Below are 14,872 nucleotides of genomic sequence, written 5' to 3' on the forward strand. Positions count from 1 at the left end.
ATGCGGGCGTTGCAGTCCTTGCCCGGGCATCAGCCCGGGCTGCGGCCTGCGCCTTCGCCTGCGACCCGCCGCACCCCGTCGTGGGCGCGATCGGTTCATTCACACGTTCTGAGATGCCACCACGTCTCTTGAGCGAGCGCCGCGGCCGCGTGCTGCTGCTGACCATCAGCCAACCCGAAGCCCGCAACGCGCTGCACCCCAGCCTGTACCCGCAGGCGACGAAGCACTTCCGCGACGCTGGGGCCGATGACGGCCTGGGCGCCATCGTGCTGTGCGGCGACGGCGCGCACTTCTGCGGCGGCGGCGACCTGCGCCGGCTGCAGCAGCAGCGTGGGCAGCCGGCCGAGGGCCAGCGGCAGATCCTCGACGCGCTGCACGACTGGATCGAGGCCATGCGTGCCTGCCCGCTGCCCGTGGTCGCCGCGGTCGAAGGCGCGGCGGCCGGCGGCGGTTTCTCCGTGGCGCTGGGCTGCGACCTGATCGTGGCGGCCGAGGATGCGCGCTTCGTCATGTCGTACGTGCGCATCGGCCTGTCGCCCGACGGCGGCGGTTCCGACGCGCTGGCCCGCGCATTGCCGCCGCAGGCTGCGCTGGAACTGCTGCTCGATGGCGATGTGGCCACTGCGCAGCGCCTGCACGCGCTCGGCCTGGTCAACCGCCTCGCGCCGCCGGGCCAGGCCCTCGCCACCGCCCTGGCCTGGGCCGAGCGCCTCGCGCAAGGCCCGCGTGCCGCGCAGCAGCGCATCAAGCAGCTCGTGCACGCCGCGCGTGGCCGTGGACACCGCGCCCAGCTCGACGCCGAGCGCGACGCCTTCGTCGCCAGCCTCTACGGCCCCGAGGCCGGCGAGGGCATCGCGGCCTTCCTCGACAAACGCAAGCCGACCTACCCCGCCCCATGACCGACCTGCTCACCGCCGCGCTGAACCCGTCCTCCATCGCCGTCATCGGCGCCTCCGAGAACCCGCACAAGATCGGTGGCCGCCCCATCGCCTACATGCAGCGCATGGGCTACCAGGGCCGGCTCTACCCGATCAACCCCAGCCGGCGCGAGCTGCAGGGCCTGGCGTGCTATGCGGCGCTGGCCGATCTGCCCGAGGTGCCCGAGATGGCCATCGTCATCGTCGCGGGCGATCAGGCCGTCGCGGCGGTGGAGGACTGCGCTGCACGCGGCGTACGCTGCGCCGTGGTGATCGCCTCGGGCTTCGGCGAGACCGGCGCCCAGGGCCGCGCGCAGCAGGACCACATGCGCGACGTGGCCCGCGCGGCGGGCATGCGCCTCATCGGTCCCAACACCCAGGGCCTGGCCAACTTCGGGACGGGCGCCATCGCGAGCTTCTCCACGCTGTTCACCGAGATGCCGCCAGCCGACGGCCCCGTGGCCGTGGTCAGCCAGAGCGGCGGCATGGCGGCCATGGCCTACGGCCTGCTGCGCCAGCGCGGCCTGGGCGTGCGCCATGTGCATGCCACCGGCAACGAGGCCGACGTGCGTGTGGCCGACCTGGCCTGGGCCGTCGCGCAGGATCCCGAGGTCAAGCTGCTGCTGCTGTATCTGGAGCACATCGCCAACCCGGCCCTGCTGGCCGCCACGGCCGCCCATGCACGCCAGCGCGGCCTGCCCATCGTGGCCGTGAAGGCCGGGCGCACGGCCGGCGGCGCGCAGGCCGCTTCCTCGCACACGGGCGCGCTGGCCAACGAAGACCGTGTGGTCGAGGCCTTCCTGCGCCGCCATGGCATCTGGCGTGCGCGCGACCCGCATGCCCTGGCATTGGCGGCCCCGGGCTACCTGCAGGGCTGGCGGCCCGCCGGGCGCCGCCTGGTCATCGTCAGCAACTCGGGCGCCAGCTGCGTGATGGGGGCCGACGCGGCCGAGCAGCATGGCCTGTCGATCGCCACGCTGTCCGAGGCCACGCGGCGCGAACTGGCGGCGCGGCTGCCGGGCTTCGCGACGACCACCAACCCCATCGACATCACGGCCGCGCTGCTGTCCAACAGCGGCCTGTTCAGCGAGGTGCTGCCCGTGCTCGCGCAGGACGATGCGGCCGACATGGTCTTCATCCACATCCCGGTCTCGGGCGCCGGCTACGACGTGGAGCGCTTCGCGCGCGACACCGCCGCGTTCGCCCGGGCCAGCGGCAAGCCCGTGGCCGTGGCGGCCTGGCAGGAGAGCGTGGCGCAAGTCTTCCGTGCGGCCGGCGTGGCGACCTATGCCAACGAGGACGAGGCGCTGGGCGCACTGGCCCAGGTGGCCGGGCACACGGCACTGCTGCGCGAGCCGCTGCCCGTGCTACCGACATCGGCGCCTGCCATGCTGCCCGCGGGCGAGGGCCTGCTCAACGAAGCCGACAGCCTGGCCCTGCTGGCCGCGCACGGCGTGCCGGTGGTCGCGCACCGGCTGTGCCGCAGCGCCGACGAGGCCCGCGCCGCCTTCGCCGAACTCGGTGGCCCCGTGGCCGTGAAGGCCTGCTCGCGCGACGTGCCGCACAAGTCCGAGCACGGCCTGGTGGCCTTGAACCTGCAGGATGCCGATGCCGTGGCCGCCGCCTTCACACAGCAGTGGAGCCGGCTCGCGGCCATGGGCGCCGCGCAGGAGGGCGTGCTGGTCGCGCGCATGCAGCACGGCCGGCACGAGGCCATGGTCGGCGCCCACATCGACCCGCAGTTCGGCCCGGTCGTGGCCGTGGGCGATGGTGGCAAGTACGTGGAGGCCATGCGCGACGTGGCGCTGCTGGTACCGCCCTTCGCGCATGGCGAGGTGGTGCAGGCGCTGCGTGGCCTGCGCATCGCGCCGCTGCTGGCCGGCACGCGCGGCGACCCCGCGCTGGATGTACAGGCGCTGGCCGACATCGCCGTGCGCGTGGGCGGCCTGATCAGCGCCGGGGCCGGCCGCATCGCCGCGATCGACCTCAACCCGGTGATGCTGGGTCCGGCCGGCCAGGGCGCGGTGGTCGTCGATGCCCTGGTCGACCTGGGCGGCGCCGGCACGCGGCCGGCGCCGGGACCGCGCTCATGAGCGCGCGCTGCGGATCACCGCTCCTGCAGCCACTTCACGGCCGGTGCCTTGAAGTTGCCCTTGCCGCGCTGTGCGTTCACCGTCTCGGTGCTCATGGCGAAGAACAGCGTGGCGTGGGCCACCGCGTCGCTGTTGACGTCGAGCGCGTCGTCGTTGTTGTTGGCGTAGTTGTCGCAGCTCTGGTGGTAGCAAGGGTCGTAGGCGGTGCCGGCCGTGCCGCCGAACAGGGCGGCTTCCTGCGCGGTCTTGATGCCCTCGGCGCCAGTGAACAGGCCACCCGCGGGAATGCCGTTGGCGATGAAGGGCCCGTAGTCGGAGCGTCCGGTGAAGTCCGTCCCCTTGAACGGCACGCCGCGCTGGCTGTAGAAGGCCTCGAACACCTTCTCGATCTCGGCCGAGCCGCCGGGGCCGGGGCCTTCGCCCTCGCCATCGGAATCGTCCCCGTCGTAGATGAAGAAGGCGTGGTTCGGCGAGCCGATCATGTCGAAGTTCAGGTACAGCGCGATGCGGTCGCGCTCGGCCTGCGCGAGGCCGGCGACATAGGCGGTCGAACCGAGCAGGCCGCCCTCCTCCGCACCCCACCAGGCGAAGCGCAGCTTGTTGCGCGGCTTGACCTTGGCCATCTGCAGCGCAGTTTCGAGGATGGCGGCACTGCCCGAGCCGTTGTCGTTGATGCCGGGTCCGCGCTGCACGGAATCCAGGTGCGCGCCGACCATCACCACGTTGTTCGGGTCGCCCGTGCGCGACTCGGCGATGACGTTGTACTGCACCGTCTGCTGCGGCGCGTCCAGCGCGATCGTGGCCTGCGCGCCAGGCTGCGACAGCGCCACGCCATCGGCGTAGGAAGCGCCCACGACCGGGATGCCGACGATGTTCTGCCCGCCCAGCGTGCCGACGATCAGGTCCATGCGGTCCGGAGTCTCGGCGTTGCCCTGGTTGAAGATGATCACCGCCGAGGCACCGGCGGCCGCGGCGTTCAAGGCCTTGGTGGCGAACGGGCAGGTGCCGCGCTGGACCAGGGCGATGTTGCCCGCGACGAAGCCGGCAAAATCGGCCGCCTCGCAGCCGCTGGAGCTGTCGCGCGGCGGCACGAGGTTGATGTCGACCGGCGTCACCGCCGCCGTGACCGTGCCGTAGCCGGTGCCGGTGAAGGCGCCGGTCTCGTAGCTGGCTGCCACGGGCGCCAGCTGGCGCAGCGTGGGCAGCGGCACGTACAGGAACGGGAAGCTGTTGAGCGTGACGCTGTAGCCGGCCGCCGTCATCTGCTCGACGACGTAGTCCACGCTGCGCGCGTAGCCCGGCGTGCCGGCCGCACGCGTGCCGCCATTGGCGTCGGCAATCGCCTGCAGTGCGGCCTGGTGGCGCCGCACGCCGTCCAGCGTCACGCACTCCGTCAGCTTGTCCAGCGTGTTGTTGACCCGTGCCTGGCAGGCCGAGCCCGCGCCCTGTGCCATGGCACGTTCGGTGACCGACATGTCGCTGCCGCCACCGCAGGCCGCCAGCGCAAGCGCGGCCACCACGCCGGCGCCATGCGGGCGCAGGCCGCGCCTGCGTGCCGCCGTTCCGTATACAGATGTCATGGGGTCTCCTCCTGTGTGCTGAGTGGGGGTGCGCAGCGTACTCCCCGCGTTTGCGTGCCGGCACCTCGCAAAAACCCCGATGGCGCAACCCAAGCGTGCGACAACACACCGTGAGGAATCCATGAGCAAGACCATCCGCATCGGCTCCGGCTCGGCCTGGTGGGGCGACCGCGTCGAACCCGCGCAGCTGAACGCCGAACAGGGCCGGCTCGACTACCTGTGCTTCGAGACCATGGCCGAGGCCACGGTCTCGGCGGCCCAGGTGCGCGCGCGCCGCGACCCGTCCTTCCCGGGCTACGACACCTACCTGGACGACCGCATGCGCGCCGTGCTGCCGGCCTGCATGGCCCAGGGCGTGCGCATCGTGTCCAACCAGGGCTGGATCAACCCGCGCGGCGCCGCCGCCCGCATCGCCGAACTGCTGGCCGGCATGGGCCACAGGGGCGTGAAGATCGCGGCCGTGGACGGCAGCCTCGTGACCGAGCGCATCGCGCAGCTGGCGGACACCATCATGGAGACCGGCGCGCCGCTCGCGTCGCTGGCGGGCAGCATCATCTCGGCCGAGGTCTACCAGGGCGCCGAGCCCATCGCCCAGGCGCTGCGCGCGGGCGCGCAGATCGTGGTCACGGGCCGCGTGGCCGACCCCTCGGTTTTCATGGCGCCCATGATGGCCGCGTTCGGCTGGGACCCGCTGGACCATGCCCGCCTGGGCGCGGGCAACGGCATCGGCCACCTGCTCGAATGCGGTGCCCAGGTCACGGGCGGCTACTTCAGCGACCCCGGCTTCAAGGATGTGCCCGAGCCCTGGAACTTCGGTTTCCCGATCGCCGAGGTGTCAGCCGACGGCAGCGCGGTGCTCGAAAAGGTGGCCGGCACGGGCGGCGCGATCGACCTGCGCACCGTCAAGGAGCAACTGCTCTACGAGGTGCATGACCCCGCCAACTACATCACGCCCGACGTGGTGGTGGACTTCACGAGCACGCGGCTCGAGCAGATCGGGCCCGACCGCGTGCGCGTGAGCGGCATCACCGGCAAGCCGCGCACGCCCACGCTCAAGGCCTCGGTGGGCTGCACCGAGGGCTTCATCGGCGAGGACATGTTCTTCTACGCCGGCCCCGGCGCACTGCGCCGCGCGCAACTGGCCAAGCGCATCCTCGAGGAGCGCTTGCGCATCGTGGGTCTGCAAGCCGAGGACCTGCGCATCGACTTCCTCGGCATGAACGCCGTGCACGGCAAGGCCACGCCCGCCGACTGGCCCGAGCCCTACGAGATCGCAGTGCGCGTGGCCGCGCGCACGCGAACCCGGGAGGAAGCACTCAAGGTCGGCCGCGAGGTCGACGGCATGGCGGTCTCGGGCATCGCGCACACGGGCAAGCGCGTGCCGCACCAGGACCGCACGCGCGAGGTCATCGGCGTGTGGTCCACGCTGGTGCCGCGCGAGGCGGTCCAGCCCGTCATCACCTACCTCGAAAGCTGACCATGCAAGTGATGCTCCAACACCTGGCCCATTGCCGCTCCGGCGACAAGGGCAACACCGTCAACATCGCCGTGTTCGCGTACGAACCGGCGCTGTACCCGCTGCTCGTCGAACAGCTGAGCGCCGAGCGCGTGAAGGCCTTCTACCAGGGCGCGATCACGGGCGAGGTGCTGCGCTATCCCGTGGACGGCCTGCACGCGATCAACTTCGTCGCGCACGGCGCGCTCGGTGGCGGCGTCTCGCGCAGCCTCGCACTGGACCAGTACGGCAAGGCCATGTCGGCGGCGCTGCTGCGCTTTCCGATCGACGTGCCCGAGGCACTGATGGGCGAACTGCGCAACCACCCCGAAAGGAAGCCCGCATGAAGCGCCGCACCGCATTGCAAGGGCTGGCCGCACTGGCGGCCACCCGCGCCTTCGCACAGCCCGCCTATCCCGGCAAGCCCGTGCGCCTCGTCGTGCCCTACCCGCCCGGCGGCACCACCGACCTGCTGGCCCGCCTGGTCGCCGCCGGCCTCGCGGAGAAGCTGGGCCAGAACTTCACGGTCGAGAACCGGGCCGGCGCGAGCGGTGCCATCGGATCGCTGGCCGTGGCCAAGTCGCCAGCGGATGGCTACACGCTGGTCATGGCCACCATCAGTTCGCACGGCATCAACAGCGCGCTGAACAAGGCCCTGCCCTACGACCCGGTGGCCGACTTCGCGCCCATCACCTGCGTGGCGAGCACGCCCAACGTCATCACCGTCAACGCGCAGCTGCCCGTCAAGACCCTGCCCGAGCTGCTGGCCATGGCGCGCGCCCAGCCCGGCAAGCTGAGCTTCGGCTCGACCAGCGCGGGCGGCTCGCCGCACATGAGCGTGGAGCTGCTCAAGATGATGGCCGGTGTGGACATGGTCCACATCCCGTACAAGGGCGGCGGCCCCATGCTGACCGACCTGATCGGCGGCCAGATTCCCATGGGCGTGGACAACCTGCCCTCGTCCATGGCCCACATCCAGTCCGGCCGCATCCGCGCGCTGGCCGTCACCACGGCCCAGCGCTGGCCGGGCACGCCCGACATTCCGACCGTCGCGGAAAGCGGCGTGCCGGGCTACGAGGCCAGTGCCTGGTTCGGCCTGCTGGCGCCGGCCGGCACGCCGCGGCCCATCGCCCTGCAGCTGCAGCGCGGCGTGGCCGAACTGCTGGGCCAGCCGGCTGCCGCGCAGCGCCTGCAGGAGATGGGCGCCGCGCCGTTGGCCAATGCCCCCGACGACTTCGGCCGCCAGATCGCGGCGGAGATCGACAAGTGGAAGAAGGTGGTCGCCGCCACCGGCGTGAAGGTCGAGTGATGCCGCAGGAACAGGCATACGCCGGCCTGCGCGTGCTCGACATGAGCCAGGGCGTGGCCGGCCCCTACTGCGCGACGCTGCTGGCCCTCCAGGGAGCCGACGTGGTCAAGGTCGAGCCGCCCGGCGGCGACTGGATCCGCGTGATGGGCGGCGGCGAGGCCGGCATGACGCCGCTCGCCGTGGCCAGCAACCTGGGCAAGCGCGCGCTGTGCATCGACGCGCGCCAGCCCGCCGGCCGGGCCGCCATCGAACGCCTGGCGGCGCGGGCCGACGTGCTGGTCGAGAACTTCCGGCCCGGCGTGATGGCGCGCCTGGGCCTGGATGCGGCCACGCTCTGCGCCCGCCATCCCGCGCTGGTCTACCTGTCGATCTCGGGCTTCGGCGCGAGCGGACCCTGGGTCGACAAGCCGGGCACCGATTCCGTGCTGCAGGCCTACACGGGCCTGGCCATGCTCAACCGCGAGCCCGATGGCCGGCCGCGCCGCATCGGCATGCTGGTGCCGGACACGGTCTCGGCGCTGTACGCCACGCAGGCGCTGGGCGCGGCGCTCTATGCGCGCAGCCGCACGGGCCGGGGCCGGCATGTGCAGGTCTCGCTGGCCGAATGCTGCGCCGCCTTCCAGGCCGCGCCGATCTACGAGAGCGCGCTGTTCGCGGGCCGCCAGGCGCCGCCCACGGCCGTGCCTTCGGGCGTGTTCCGCACGCAGGACGGCTTCGTCACGCTGCTGGTGCTGCGGCAGGACATGTGGGAGCGGCTGTGCACGGCGCTGGGCCGCGACGCGTGGCGCAGCGACCCGGACTACGCCGACAACCACGCGCGCGGCCGCAACGCGGCTGCACTCAACGCGGCCATCGCCGAACAACTGGCCGGGCAGCCCAGCGCGCACTGGATCGCCACGCTGGAAGCGGCCGACGTGCTGTGCGCCGAGGTGCAGGACTACGCGCAGTTCCGCAACCACCCGCAGATGCAGCACATGGGCACCTTCGGCGCGCTGGCGCAGCCGCCCTACCAGACCTTGCCCATGCCCTACCTGCCGGGCACGCCGCGCGGCGGGCCGATCCCGCCCGCACCGGCCACGGGGCAGCACACGCGCGCGCTGCTGGCCGAACTCGGCTATGCCGCTGACGAGGTGGCAGCGCTGGAACGCCACGGCATCGCCGTGCAGGGCTGATCCCGCGATAACGAGGAGACGACACATGCCCCATCCGAACCGCCGCGCGCTCGCCGCGCTGCTGCTGGCCACGGCCAGCGGCCTCACGCTGGCCCAGGCCTGGCCGGCCAAGCCCATCCGCATGGTCATTCCCTACCCGCCCGGCGGGCCCACCGACATCCTGGGCCGCATCGTGGCCCAGCAGCTCGAAGGCCGGCTCGGCCAGCCCGTGGTGGTGGACAACAAGCCGGGTGCGAGCGGCATGATCGGCGCCGACATCGTGGCCAAGGCACCGGGGGACGGCTACACGCTGCTCGTCAATGCGTCGATCCACGTGATCAACCCCAGCCTGTACAAGAAGCCGCCTTACGACGCCATCCGCGATTTCGCGCCCGTGGGTCTGATCGCCGATGTGCCGCTGGTGCTGGTGGCCGCGCCGTCGCTGGGCTTCCATACCGTGCAGGACGTCATCGCCGCGGCCAAGGCCGATCCGAACCGGCTCAACTTCGCGTCCTCGGGCAATGCGGCAGCGCCGCACCTGGCCGGCGAGGCCTTCAAGATCGCCACGGGCGTGCAGATGCAGCACGTGCCCTACAAGGGCAGCGGACCGGCGCTGGCCGACGTGATCGGCGGGCAGACGCAGCTGATGTTCGACTCCATGCCGTCCAGCATCGCCCACATCCGCGCTGGCAAGCTGCGCGCCATCGCCGTGACCACGGCCAGGCGCGCCAGCGCCCTGCCGGACGTGCCGACCATCGCCGAATCCGGCGTGGCGGGCTACGACATCAGCACCTGGTACGGCGTCTGGGCGCCGCCGCAGACGCCGGCCGGGATCGTGAACCGGGTGTCGCAGGAGATCGCCCAGATCGTGCGCCAGCCGGCCGTGCGCGAACGCTTGGCCGGCCTGGGCGCCGAACCCGTCGGCAACACCCCGCGCGAATTCGCCGACTACACGCGCAGCGAGTTGGCGAAGTGGGAGCGCATCGTCAAGGCGTCGGGCGCCACCGTGGACTGAACCCCGGGCCCCGCTGCGCAAGGCGCAGCATTGCGGCGCGTCAATGGCGTTCATCGGCCAATTTGATGTTGGAAATTCACAATTTTCCGGCTGGACCGGCTCCGACATCTGCAACAATTTGAGTTGCCTGGCACGCTTGCGCGCCTACCCGCCCCCACCAAGCAGGGAGACGCAATGCAGACCATGAACTCCCAACGCGACAAGCTGACCCGTCCGCAGAAGCTGGAACCGAGCGTTCCGGCCCTGCCTGCGAGTCCGGCGCAGCTGTTCGCAGGGGGTGTCCTGGTGGCCGCGATCATGGCGACGGTCTGCCTGTTCGGCGTCTGGACCCGCCTGGCCGGCCAGCTCGCCGTGTTCTGGCCCGCCAACGCATTGCTGCTGGGCCTGTTCATCCGCTTTCCGCGGCTGGACACCGCAGCCGGCTGGGTCGGCGCCTGCGCCGGCCACCTGCTGGCCGGCTTCATCGTCGGCGACCCGCTGCCCATCTCGGTGCTGCTCACGTTGACCAACTTCGCCAGCGTGATCACCGGCTATCTGCTGCTGGCCCAACCCTTCGGGGCCGATGCACGCAAGCTGCTGGGCGCGGCGGGCGTGCTGCAGCTGCTCGGGATCGCGGGCCTGGCCTCGGTGGCCGGCGGCCTGGCCGGCAGCTTCGTCGGGCCGATGGCCTTCGGCGGCACGGCGCTGGAGTCCGGCCTGGCCTGGTTCGCCAGCGAACTGCTCAACTACTTCACCATCCTGCCGGCCGTGCTGAGCATCCCCACGGCGCAGCACCGCGAGGTGGTGCGCCAGTGGCGCAAGAGCATGCCGCCGCTGCGCCGCGCCGCGCCGCTGCTGGCCCTGCTGGCCTCCGTGGCGGCCGCCTTGCTGGTCGGCGGGCCCGGCGCCGTGGCCTTCCCGGTGCCGGCGCTGCTGTGGTGCGGCATGCGCTACGGCGTCTTTCCGACCGCCGTGCTGTCGCTGCTGACCACGGCATGGACCCTGGTGGCGATGTCCAAGGGCGTCCTCGACACCGCAGTGCAGATCGAATCGCCGGCCATGCTGATGTCGGTGCGCCTGGGCGTGACGCTGATCGCGATCTCGCCGCTGGCCGTGGCCAGCGCCATGGCCGCCAACCGCATCCTGATGGCGCAGCTGCGCCACCTGGCCGAGCACGACCCGATGACCGGCACCATGAATCGCCGCGCCTTCGCCGAGCAGGCCGGAAAGGCCTTGCGCAGCGCCCGCACCGCCCGCCAGGGCGTGGGCCTGCTGGTGCTGGACATCGACCGTTTCAAGAGCGTCAACGACACCTACGGCCATGCCGTGGGGGACCAGGTCATCGTCCTGGCTGCCAACCTCGTGGCCGACCAGTTGCCCGACGGCCCGCTGCTGCTCGGGCGGCTGGGCGGCGAGGAGTTCGCCGTGCTGCTGCCCGGGGCCGACCATGCGCACACGCGTGCGGTGGCCGAGCGCGTGCGCCAGGCCTGCGCCGAGACGGCCGTGGACCTGGGCCAGGGCCGCACCCTCGGCTTCACGGTCAGCATCGGCGCCAGCGTGAGCCAGCCGGCCGACGCCGGCCTGGACCGGCTGTTGCAGGCGGCCGACCGGGCGCTCTACGAGGCCAAGCACGGCGGACGCAACCGCGTGGTGCTGACCGACGTGGACTGAAGGCGCGGCGTCTTGGTCGGCAAAGCACTCAATTGCGAGTAGTTTTCATTTAACATCACCCGCTTCCGGGGATGCCTGTTCCCCGCCAGCCCGCCATGCCGGGCCCAGCCGGCCCACCGAGGCCGAAGGAAGACGAGGGATGTCGAAGGAAAAGATCGGCGCGCGCTACCGCCTCGCGGTGGCCTCGCGCGCCCTGGCCGCCATCGGCGGCGGCTACGCGCTGTCGGCCCTGGCCGCCACGGCCGCAGCGCTGTACCTGCCGTTGCACCGCGCGGAGGCGGTGATCACAAGCACGCTGGCGTCTTTCGTCGTCTACACCTGCGCCGTGCTGTGGGCGTTCGCGGCCCGCAGCGCCTGGCGTGCCTGGGGCGGCCTGGCCCTGCCCTGCCTGCTGCTGGCCGGCGGCCTGTGGCTGGCGCACGGCGCGGGAGCAGCGGCATGAAGGAGGGCTTTCGCCAGTCCATGGCCTGGCTGCACACCTGGTCGGGCCTGCTGGTCGGCTGGGTGCTGTTCATGGTGTTCGCGGCCGGCACCTCGGCCTACTTCCGCGACGAGATCAGCCTGTGGATGAAGCCCGAGCTGCACGCGGGCACGGCCAGCGCCCCGGCCCGGCCCGAGCAGGCCGTCGGCCTGGCGCTGCAGCATCTGCAGCGCGCGGCGGCCGGCAGCCCGCGCTGGACCATCGAGCTGCCCAGCGAACGCGAGCCACTGCTGCGCGCGGGCTGGACCGTGCCGCCCCCGGCGGCCGCCGCCTCCGCGCCGCGCGCCGACGAGCGCCCGCGCCGCGCCCGCTTCGCCTCGGCCACGCTGGACCCGGCCACGGGCCAGCCCGTGGCAGCCCCGCGCGAGACGCGCGGCGGCGACTTCTTCTACCGCCTGCACTTCGACCTGCACTACATGTCGGCGATCTGGGGCCGCTGGATCGTGGGCTTTTGCGCGATGTTCATGCTGGTGGCCATCGTCAGCGGCATCGTCACGCACAAGCGCATCTTCCAGGACTTCTTCACCTTCCGGCCGAAGAAGGGACAGCGCTCCTGGCTGGACGCGCACAACGCCACCGCCGTGCTGGCCCTGCCCTACCACCTCATGATCACCTACACGGGACTCGTCACGCTGATGTTCCTGTACATGCCCTGGGGCCAGCAAGCCGTCTACAAGGACGACCGCCAGACCTTCATCGCCGAGGTCTTCCCCGCGTCCGCCGGCTTCGGCAACCAGAAGGCCACCGGCATCGCAGCGCCCTTGGTGCCCGTGGACGCGCTCATGCGCCAGGCCAGCGCGGCCTGGCATGGCGCGGCCGTCAGCCGCGTCGTCGTGAACAACCCGGGCGACGCCACGGCCCGCGTGACGCTGTACCGGCACGAGGGCGGCACGCTCTCGGCCAACCAGAGTTCCATGACCTTCGACGGCACCAGCGGCCAGTTGCTGGGCCGCGCCGGCGAGGACATCGCGCCGGCCTCCGACACGCGCGGTGTGCTCTACGGCCTGCACATCGGCCGCTTCGCGCACCCGCTGCTGCGCTGGCTGTTCTTCGTCTCGGGCGTGGCCGGCTGCGTGATGGTGGCCACGGGCCTGTTGCTGTGGTCTGTCAAGGAGCGCCAGAAGTACGGCAAGGCGCGAGCCTTGGGGGGGCGCGTCGGCTTCGGCCTGCGCCTGGTCGATGGGCTCAACCTGGGCGCCATCGCCGGCCTGCCGCTGGCCATGGCCGCGTTCTTCTGGGCCAACCGCTTCGTGCCTGTCGGCATCGCCGAGCGGCCCGCCACCGAGATCGCCTGCTTCTTCTGGGCCTGGGGCCTGGCCGCCGTGGCCGGCCTGGCCTGGCCGGGCCGGCGCATGTGGCAGATCCAGCTGGCGCTGGGCGGCCTGCTGTTCGCGCTGCTGCCGGTGCTGAACCCTTTGAGCGGCGGCATGGGCCTCTTGACGAGCCTGCCGGCGGGCGCATGGCGCATCGCCGGCTTCGACCTGACGGCAGCCGCGCTGGGCGCGGGCCTGCTGGCGGCCGCGTGGTACGTGGGCAAGCGCAAGCCGGCCACCAGGCCGCGCGCGGCCGCTGCCAAGGCCAGCGTGCTGGCGGCCGAGCCACGGCTCGAGACCGCGGGAGCCGGCCGATGAAGGCGCTGCTGGCGTTCTCGGCCGCGCTGACGGGCTTCTCGGCGCTGAGTTTGGCGATGGACCGCCACTACGAGGACTACAAGGGCCGCGGCCATACGCCGCCGGCAGCGCTGCGGCGCTGGATGCAGCTGGGCGGCGCGCTGGGCCTGGCGCTGTCGCTGTGGGCCGCCATCGCGGGCTACGGCAGCGCCCAGGGCTGGGTGTTCTGGTTCGGCGCGATGATGGTGGCGGCGCTGGCCGTGGTGCTCACGCTGAGCTATGCGCCTCGGCGCATCGTGCGGCTGCTGCGGGCCGGCGCGGTGCTGCTGGCCCTGGGTCTGCTGGGCAGCCTGGCGTCCGGCGTCTAAGCATAGAAGCAGAAATTCGTTGGTTCCGGCGGGCGCTTTCCGAATACTCGGAGCGTTCCTCTTCTTTCCGGAGCCCTCCATGGCCACTCTCCGCCTGGGCGACACCGCCCCCGATTTCTCCCAGCAATCCAGCCTCGGCCCCATCGACTTCCATGCCTGGGCCGGCCAGAACTGGGTCGTGCTGTTCTCGCACCCGGCGGACTTCACGCCGGTGTGCACCACCGAACTGGGCAAGACCGCCGCGCTGTCGGGCGAGTTCGCCAAACGCGGCGTCAAGCCGATTGCGATCAGCGTCGATCCGGTCGACAAGCACCGGCAGTGGATCGCCGACATCGACGAGACGCAGAAGACCTCGGTGCAGTTCCCGATCCTGGCCGATGCCGACCGCAAGGTGTCCGAGCTCTACGACCTGATCCACCCCAACGCCTCGGCCACGGCCACCGTGCGCAGCGTGTTCATCATCGACCCGAACAAGATGGTGCGCGCCACCATCACCTACCCGGCCAGCACCGGCCGCAACTTCGACGAGATCCTGCGCGTGATCGATTCGCTGCAGCTGACCGACAGCCACAAGGTCGCCACGCCGGCCAACTGGAGGGACGGCGACGATGTGGTGATCCTGCCCAGCCTGCAGGATCCCCAGGAACTCGCCGAGCGCTTCCCCAAGGGCTACACCGCCGTGCGGCCCTACCTGCGCATCACGCCGCAGCCGAACCGCTGAAGCCCGAGCCATGGCCAACGACCGCCTGATCCTGCTGCAGCCCGGCTTCAGCGACGCCAAGTATCCGGGCGAGCAGTTCGTCTGCATCGACTGCCTGCCCATCGAAGGCCTGTTGGCCAGCGACCCCACGCGCGGCGCCCAGCTGGACGTGGAGCGCGTGGCCTTCGCGCGGCCGCGCGCGGCCGTGGTGGCGGCGCTCGATGCCGACCACCAGGGCCTGCCCGTGCTGATCTTCGGCGACGGCCTGCCGCCACCGCCCGATGCGCAGACGGTCAACGGCAGGCACTTCGTTTCCGATCCGCGCCGCATCCTGGCGTTGCTGGCCGAGCGCCACGGCTTCTTCAAGGTGCATTGAGCGGTACGCCGCCGCGCCAACGCCAGCGGCTTGGGGCCAGCCACTGGCGGCCGCCCAAAAAAGAGGCAGCGCAGCGCCAGGCCGCATGGGGACTGGCTTTGGCTGCGCCGTCCAGCCGCTGTCCCCA

Annotated in this window: 14 protein-coding genes; 13 read left to right on the plus strand and 1 reads right to left on the minus strand. The window is 71.8% G+C overall.

What is annotated here, in order from left to right; genetic code table 11:
• Positions 1-113 precede the first annotated feature (113 nt).
• Positions 114-899 (plus strand): oxepin-CoA hydrolase, alternative type, encoded by a 786-nt coding sequence (locus IE209_RS24920; protein WP_189689582.1) that lies wholly within the window; start codon positions 114-116, stop codon positions 897-899.
• A complete protein-coding gene (locus tag IE209_RS24925) occupies positions 896-3,010 on the plus strand; it encodes an acetate--CoA ligase family protein (protein WP_189689583.1) in 2,115 nt (704 codons plus the stop codon). Before IE209_RS24920 ends, IE209_RS24925 begins: the two co-directional genes overlap by 4 nt.
• A 14-nt stretch (positions 3,011-3,024) precedes the next feature.
• On the opposite strand, the gene IE209_RS24930 is transcribed toward IE209_RS24925, so the two are convergent.
• A complete protein-coding gene (locus IE209_RS24930) occupies positions 3,025-4,590 on the minus strand; it encodes a M28 family metallopeptidase (RefSeq protein WP_229883032.1) in 1,566 nt (521 codons plus the stop codon).
• 121 nt (positions 4,591-4,711) lie between these two features.
• Here IE209_RS24930 and IE209_RS24935 point away from each other — a divergent pair, with 121 nt between their 5' ends.
• From IE209_RS24935 to IE209_RS24985, 11 genes are all read left to right on the plus strand, one after another.
• Complete coding sequence (locus tag IE209_RS24935; protein WP_189689584.1) at positions 4,712-6,067, plus strand: acyclic terpene utilization AtuA family protein; 1,356 nt, start codon at positions 4,712-4,714, stop codon at positions 6,065-6,067.
• 2 nt (positions 6,068-6,069) lie between these two features.
• Entirely contained in the window at positions 6,070-6,432 is a 363-nt protein-coding gene (locus IE209_RS24940) for an AtuA-related protein (protein WP_189689585.1), read from the plus strand.
• Positions 6,429-7,394, plus strand: a complete 966-nt coding sequence (locus IE209_RS24945; RefSeq protein ID WP_189689586.1) for a Bug family tripartite tricarboxylate transporter substrate binding protein — start codon at positions 6,429-6,431, stop codon at positions 7,392-7,394. Before IE209_RS24940 ends, IE209_RS24945 begins: the two co-directional genes overlap by 4 nt.
• A complete protein-coding gene (locus IE209_RS24950; RefSeq protein WP_189689587.1) occupies positions 7,394-8,566 on the plus strand; it encodes a CaiB/BaiF CoA transferase family protein in 1,173 nt (390 codons plus the stop codon). The genes IE209_RS24945 and IE209_RS24950 overlap by 1 nt, the downstream gene beginning before the upstream one ends.
• A 25-nt stretch (positions 8,567-8,591) precedes the next feature.
• Positions 8,592-9,560, plus strand: coding sequence for a Bug family tripartite tricarboxylate transporter substrate binding protein (locus IE209_RS24955; RefSeq protein ID WP_189689588.1), 969 nt, complete (start codon positions 8,592-8,594; stop codon positions 9,558-9,560).
• A gap of 174 nt (positions 9,561-9,734) precedes the next feature.
• Positions 9,735-11,210: a GGDEF domain-containing protein gene (locus IE209_RS24960; protein WP_189689589.1), complete on the plus strand. Its 1,476-nt coding sequence runs from the start codon at positions 9,735-9,737 to the stop codon at positions 11,208-11,210.
• A gap of 139 nt (positions 11,211-11,349) precedes the next feature.
• Entirely contained in the window at positions 11,350-11,652 is a 303-nt protein-coding gene (locus IE209_RS24965) for a DUF3649 domain-containing protein (RefSeq protein ID WP_189689590.1), read from the plus strand.
• Positions 11,649-13,322 (plus strand): PepSY-associated TM helix domain-containing protein, encoded by a 1,674-nt coding sequence (locus IE209_RS24970; RefSeq protein WP_189689591.1) that lies wholly within the window; start codon positions 11,649-11,651, stop codon positions 13,320-13,322. The genes IE209_RS24965 and IE209_RS24970 overlap by 4 nt, the downstream gene beginning before the upstream one ends.
• Positions 13,319-13,669, plus strand: coding sequence for a DUF3325 domain-containing protein (locus IE209_RS24975; protein ID WP_189689592.1), 351 nt, complete (start codon positions 13,319-13,321; stop codon positions 13,667-13,669). Before IE209_RS24970 ends, IE209_RS24975 begins: the two co-directional genes overlap by 4 nt.
• Positions 13,670-13,748: 79 nt before the next feature.
• Positions 13,749-14,390 carry a peroxiredoxin gene (locus tag IE209_RS24980; RefSeq protein ID WP_189689593.1) on the plus strand — a complete coding sequence of 214 codons (642 nt, stop codon included), beginning with the start codon at positions 13,749-13,751 and terminating at the stop codon, positions 14,388-14,390.
• A gap of 10 nt (positions 14,391-14,400) precedes the next feature.
• Positions 14,401-14,745 carry a DUF3088 family protein gene (locus tag IE209_RS24985; RefSeq protein WP_189689594.1) on the plus strand — a complete coding sequence of 115 codons (345 nt, stop codon included), beginning with the start codon at positions 14,401-14,403 and terminating at the stop codon, positions 14,743-14,745.
• Positions 14,746-14,872: the final 127 nt, after the last annotated feature.

This window comes from Pseudorhodoferax aquiterrae (assembly GCF_014652235.1).
In the GTDB taxonomy this organism is placed as follows: domain Bacteria; phylum Pseudomonadota; class Gammaproteobacteria; order Burkholderiales; family Burkholderiaceae_C; genus Pseudorhodoferax; species Pseudorhodoferax aquiterrae.

What these genes read in the sequence shown, in the direction of transcription:
- IE209_RS24920 (WP_189689582.1), top strand. Translation starts at nt 114, where the DNA reads ATGCCACCACGTCTCTTGAGCGAGCGCCGCGGCCGCGTGCTGCTGCTG.
- IE209_RS24925 (WP_189689583.1), top strand. Translation starts at nt 896, where the DNA reads ATGACCGACCTGCTCACCGCCGCGCTGAACCCGTCCTCCATCGCCGTC.
- IE209_RS24930 (WP_229883032.1), bottom strand. Translation starts at nt 4,590, where the DNA reads ATGACATCTGTATACGGAACGGCGGCACGCAGGCGCGGCCTGCGCCCG.
- IE209_RS24935 (WP_189689584.1), top strand. Translation starts at nt 4,712, where the DNA reads ATGAGCAAGACCATCCGCATCGGCTCCGGCTCGGCCTGGTGGGGCGAC.
- IE209_RS24940 (WP_189689585.1), top strand. Translation starts at nt 6,070, where the DNA reads ATGCAAGTGATGCTCCAACACCTGGCCCATTGCCGCTCCGGCGACAAG.
- IE209_RS24945 (WP_189689586.1), top strand. Translation starts at nt 6,429, where the DNA reads ATGAAGCGCCGCACCGCATTGCAAGGGCTGGCCGCACTGGCGGCCACC.
- IE209_RS24950 (WP_189689587.1), top strand. Translation starts at nt 7,394, where the DNA reads ATGCCGCAGGAACAGGCATACGCCGGCCTGCGCGTGCTCGACATGAGC.
- IE209_RS24955 (WP_189689588.1), top strand. Translation starts at nt 8,592, where the DNA reads ATGCCCCATCCGAACCGCCGCGCGCTCGCCGCGCTGCTGCTGGCCACG.
- IE209_RS24960 (WP_189689589.1), top strand. Translation starts at nt 9,735, where the DNA reads ATGCAGACCATGAACTCCCAACGCGACAAGCTGACCCGTCCGCAGAAG.
- IE209_RS24965 (WP_189689590.1), top strand. Translation starts at nt 11,350, where the DNA reads ATGTCGAAGGAAAAGATCGGCGCGCGCTACCGCCTCGCGGTGGCCTCG.
- IE209_RS24970 (WP_189689591.1), top strand. Translation starts at nt 11,649, where the DNA reads ATGAAGGAGGGCTTTCGCCAGTCCATGGCCTGGCTGCACACCTGGTCG.
- IE209_RS24975 (WP_189689592.1), top strand. Translation starts at nt 13,319, where the DNA reads ATGAAGGCGCTGCTGGCGTTCTCGGCCGCGCTGACGGGCTTCTCGGCG.
- IE209_RS24980 (WP_189689593.1), top strand. Translation starts at nt 13,749, where the DNA reads ATGGCCACTCTCCGCCTGGGCGACACCGCCCCCGATTTCTCCCAGCAA.
- IE209_RS24985 (WP_189689594.1), top strand. Translation starts at nt 14,401, where the DNA reads ATGGCCAACGACCGCCTGATCCTGCTGCAGCCCGGCTTCAGCGACGCC.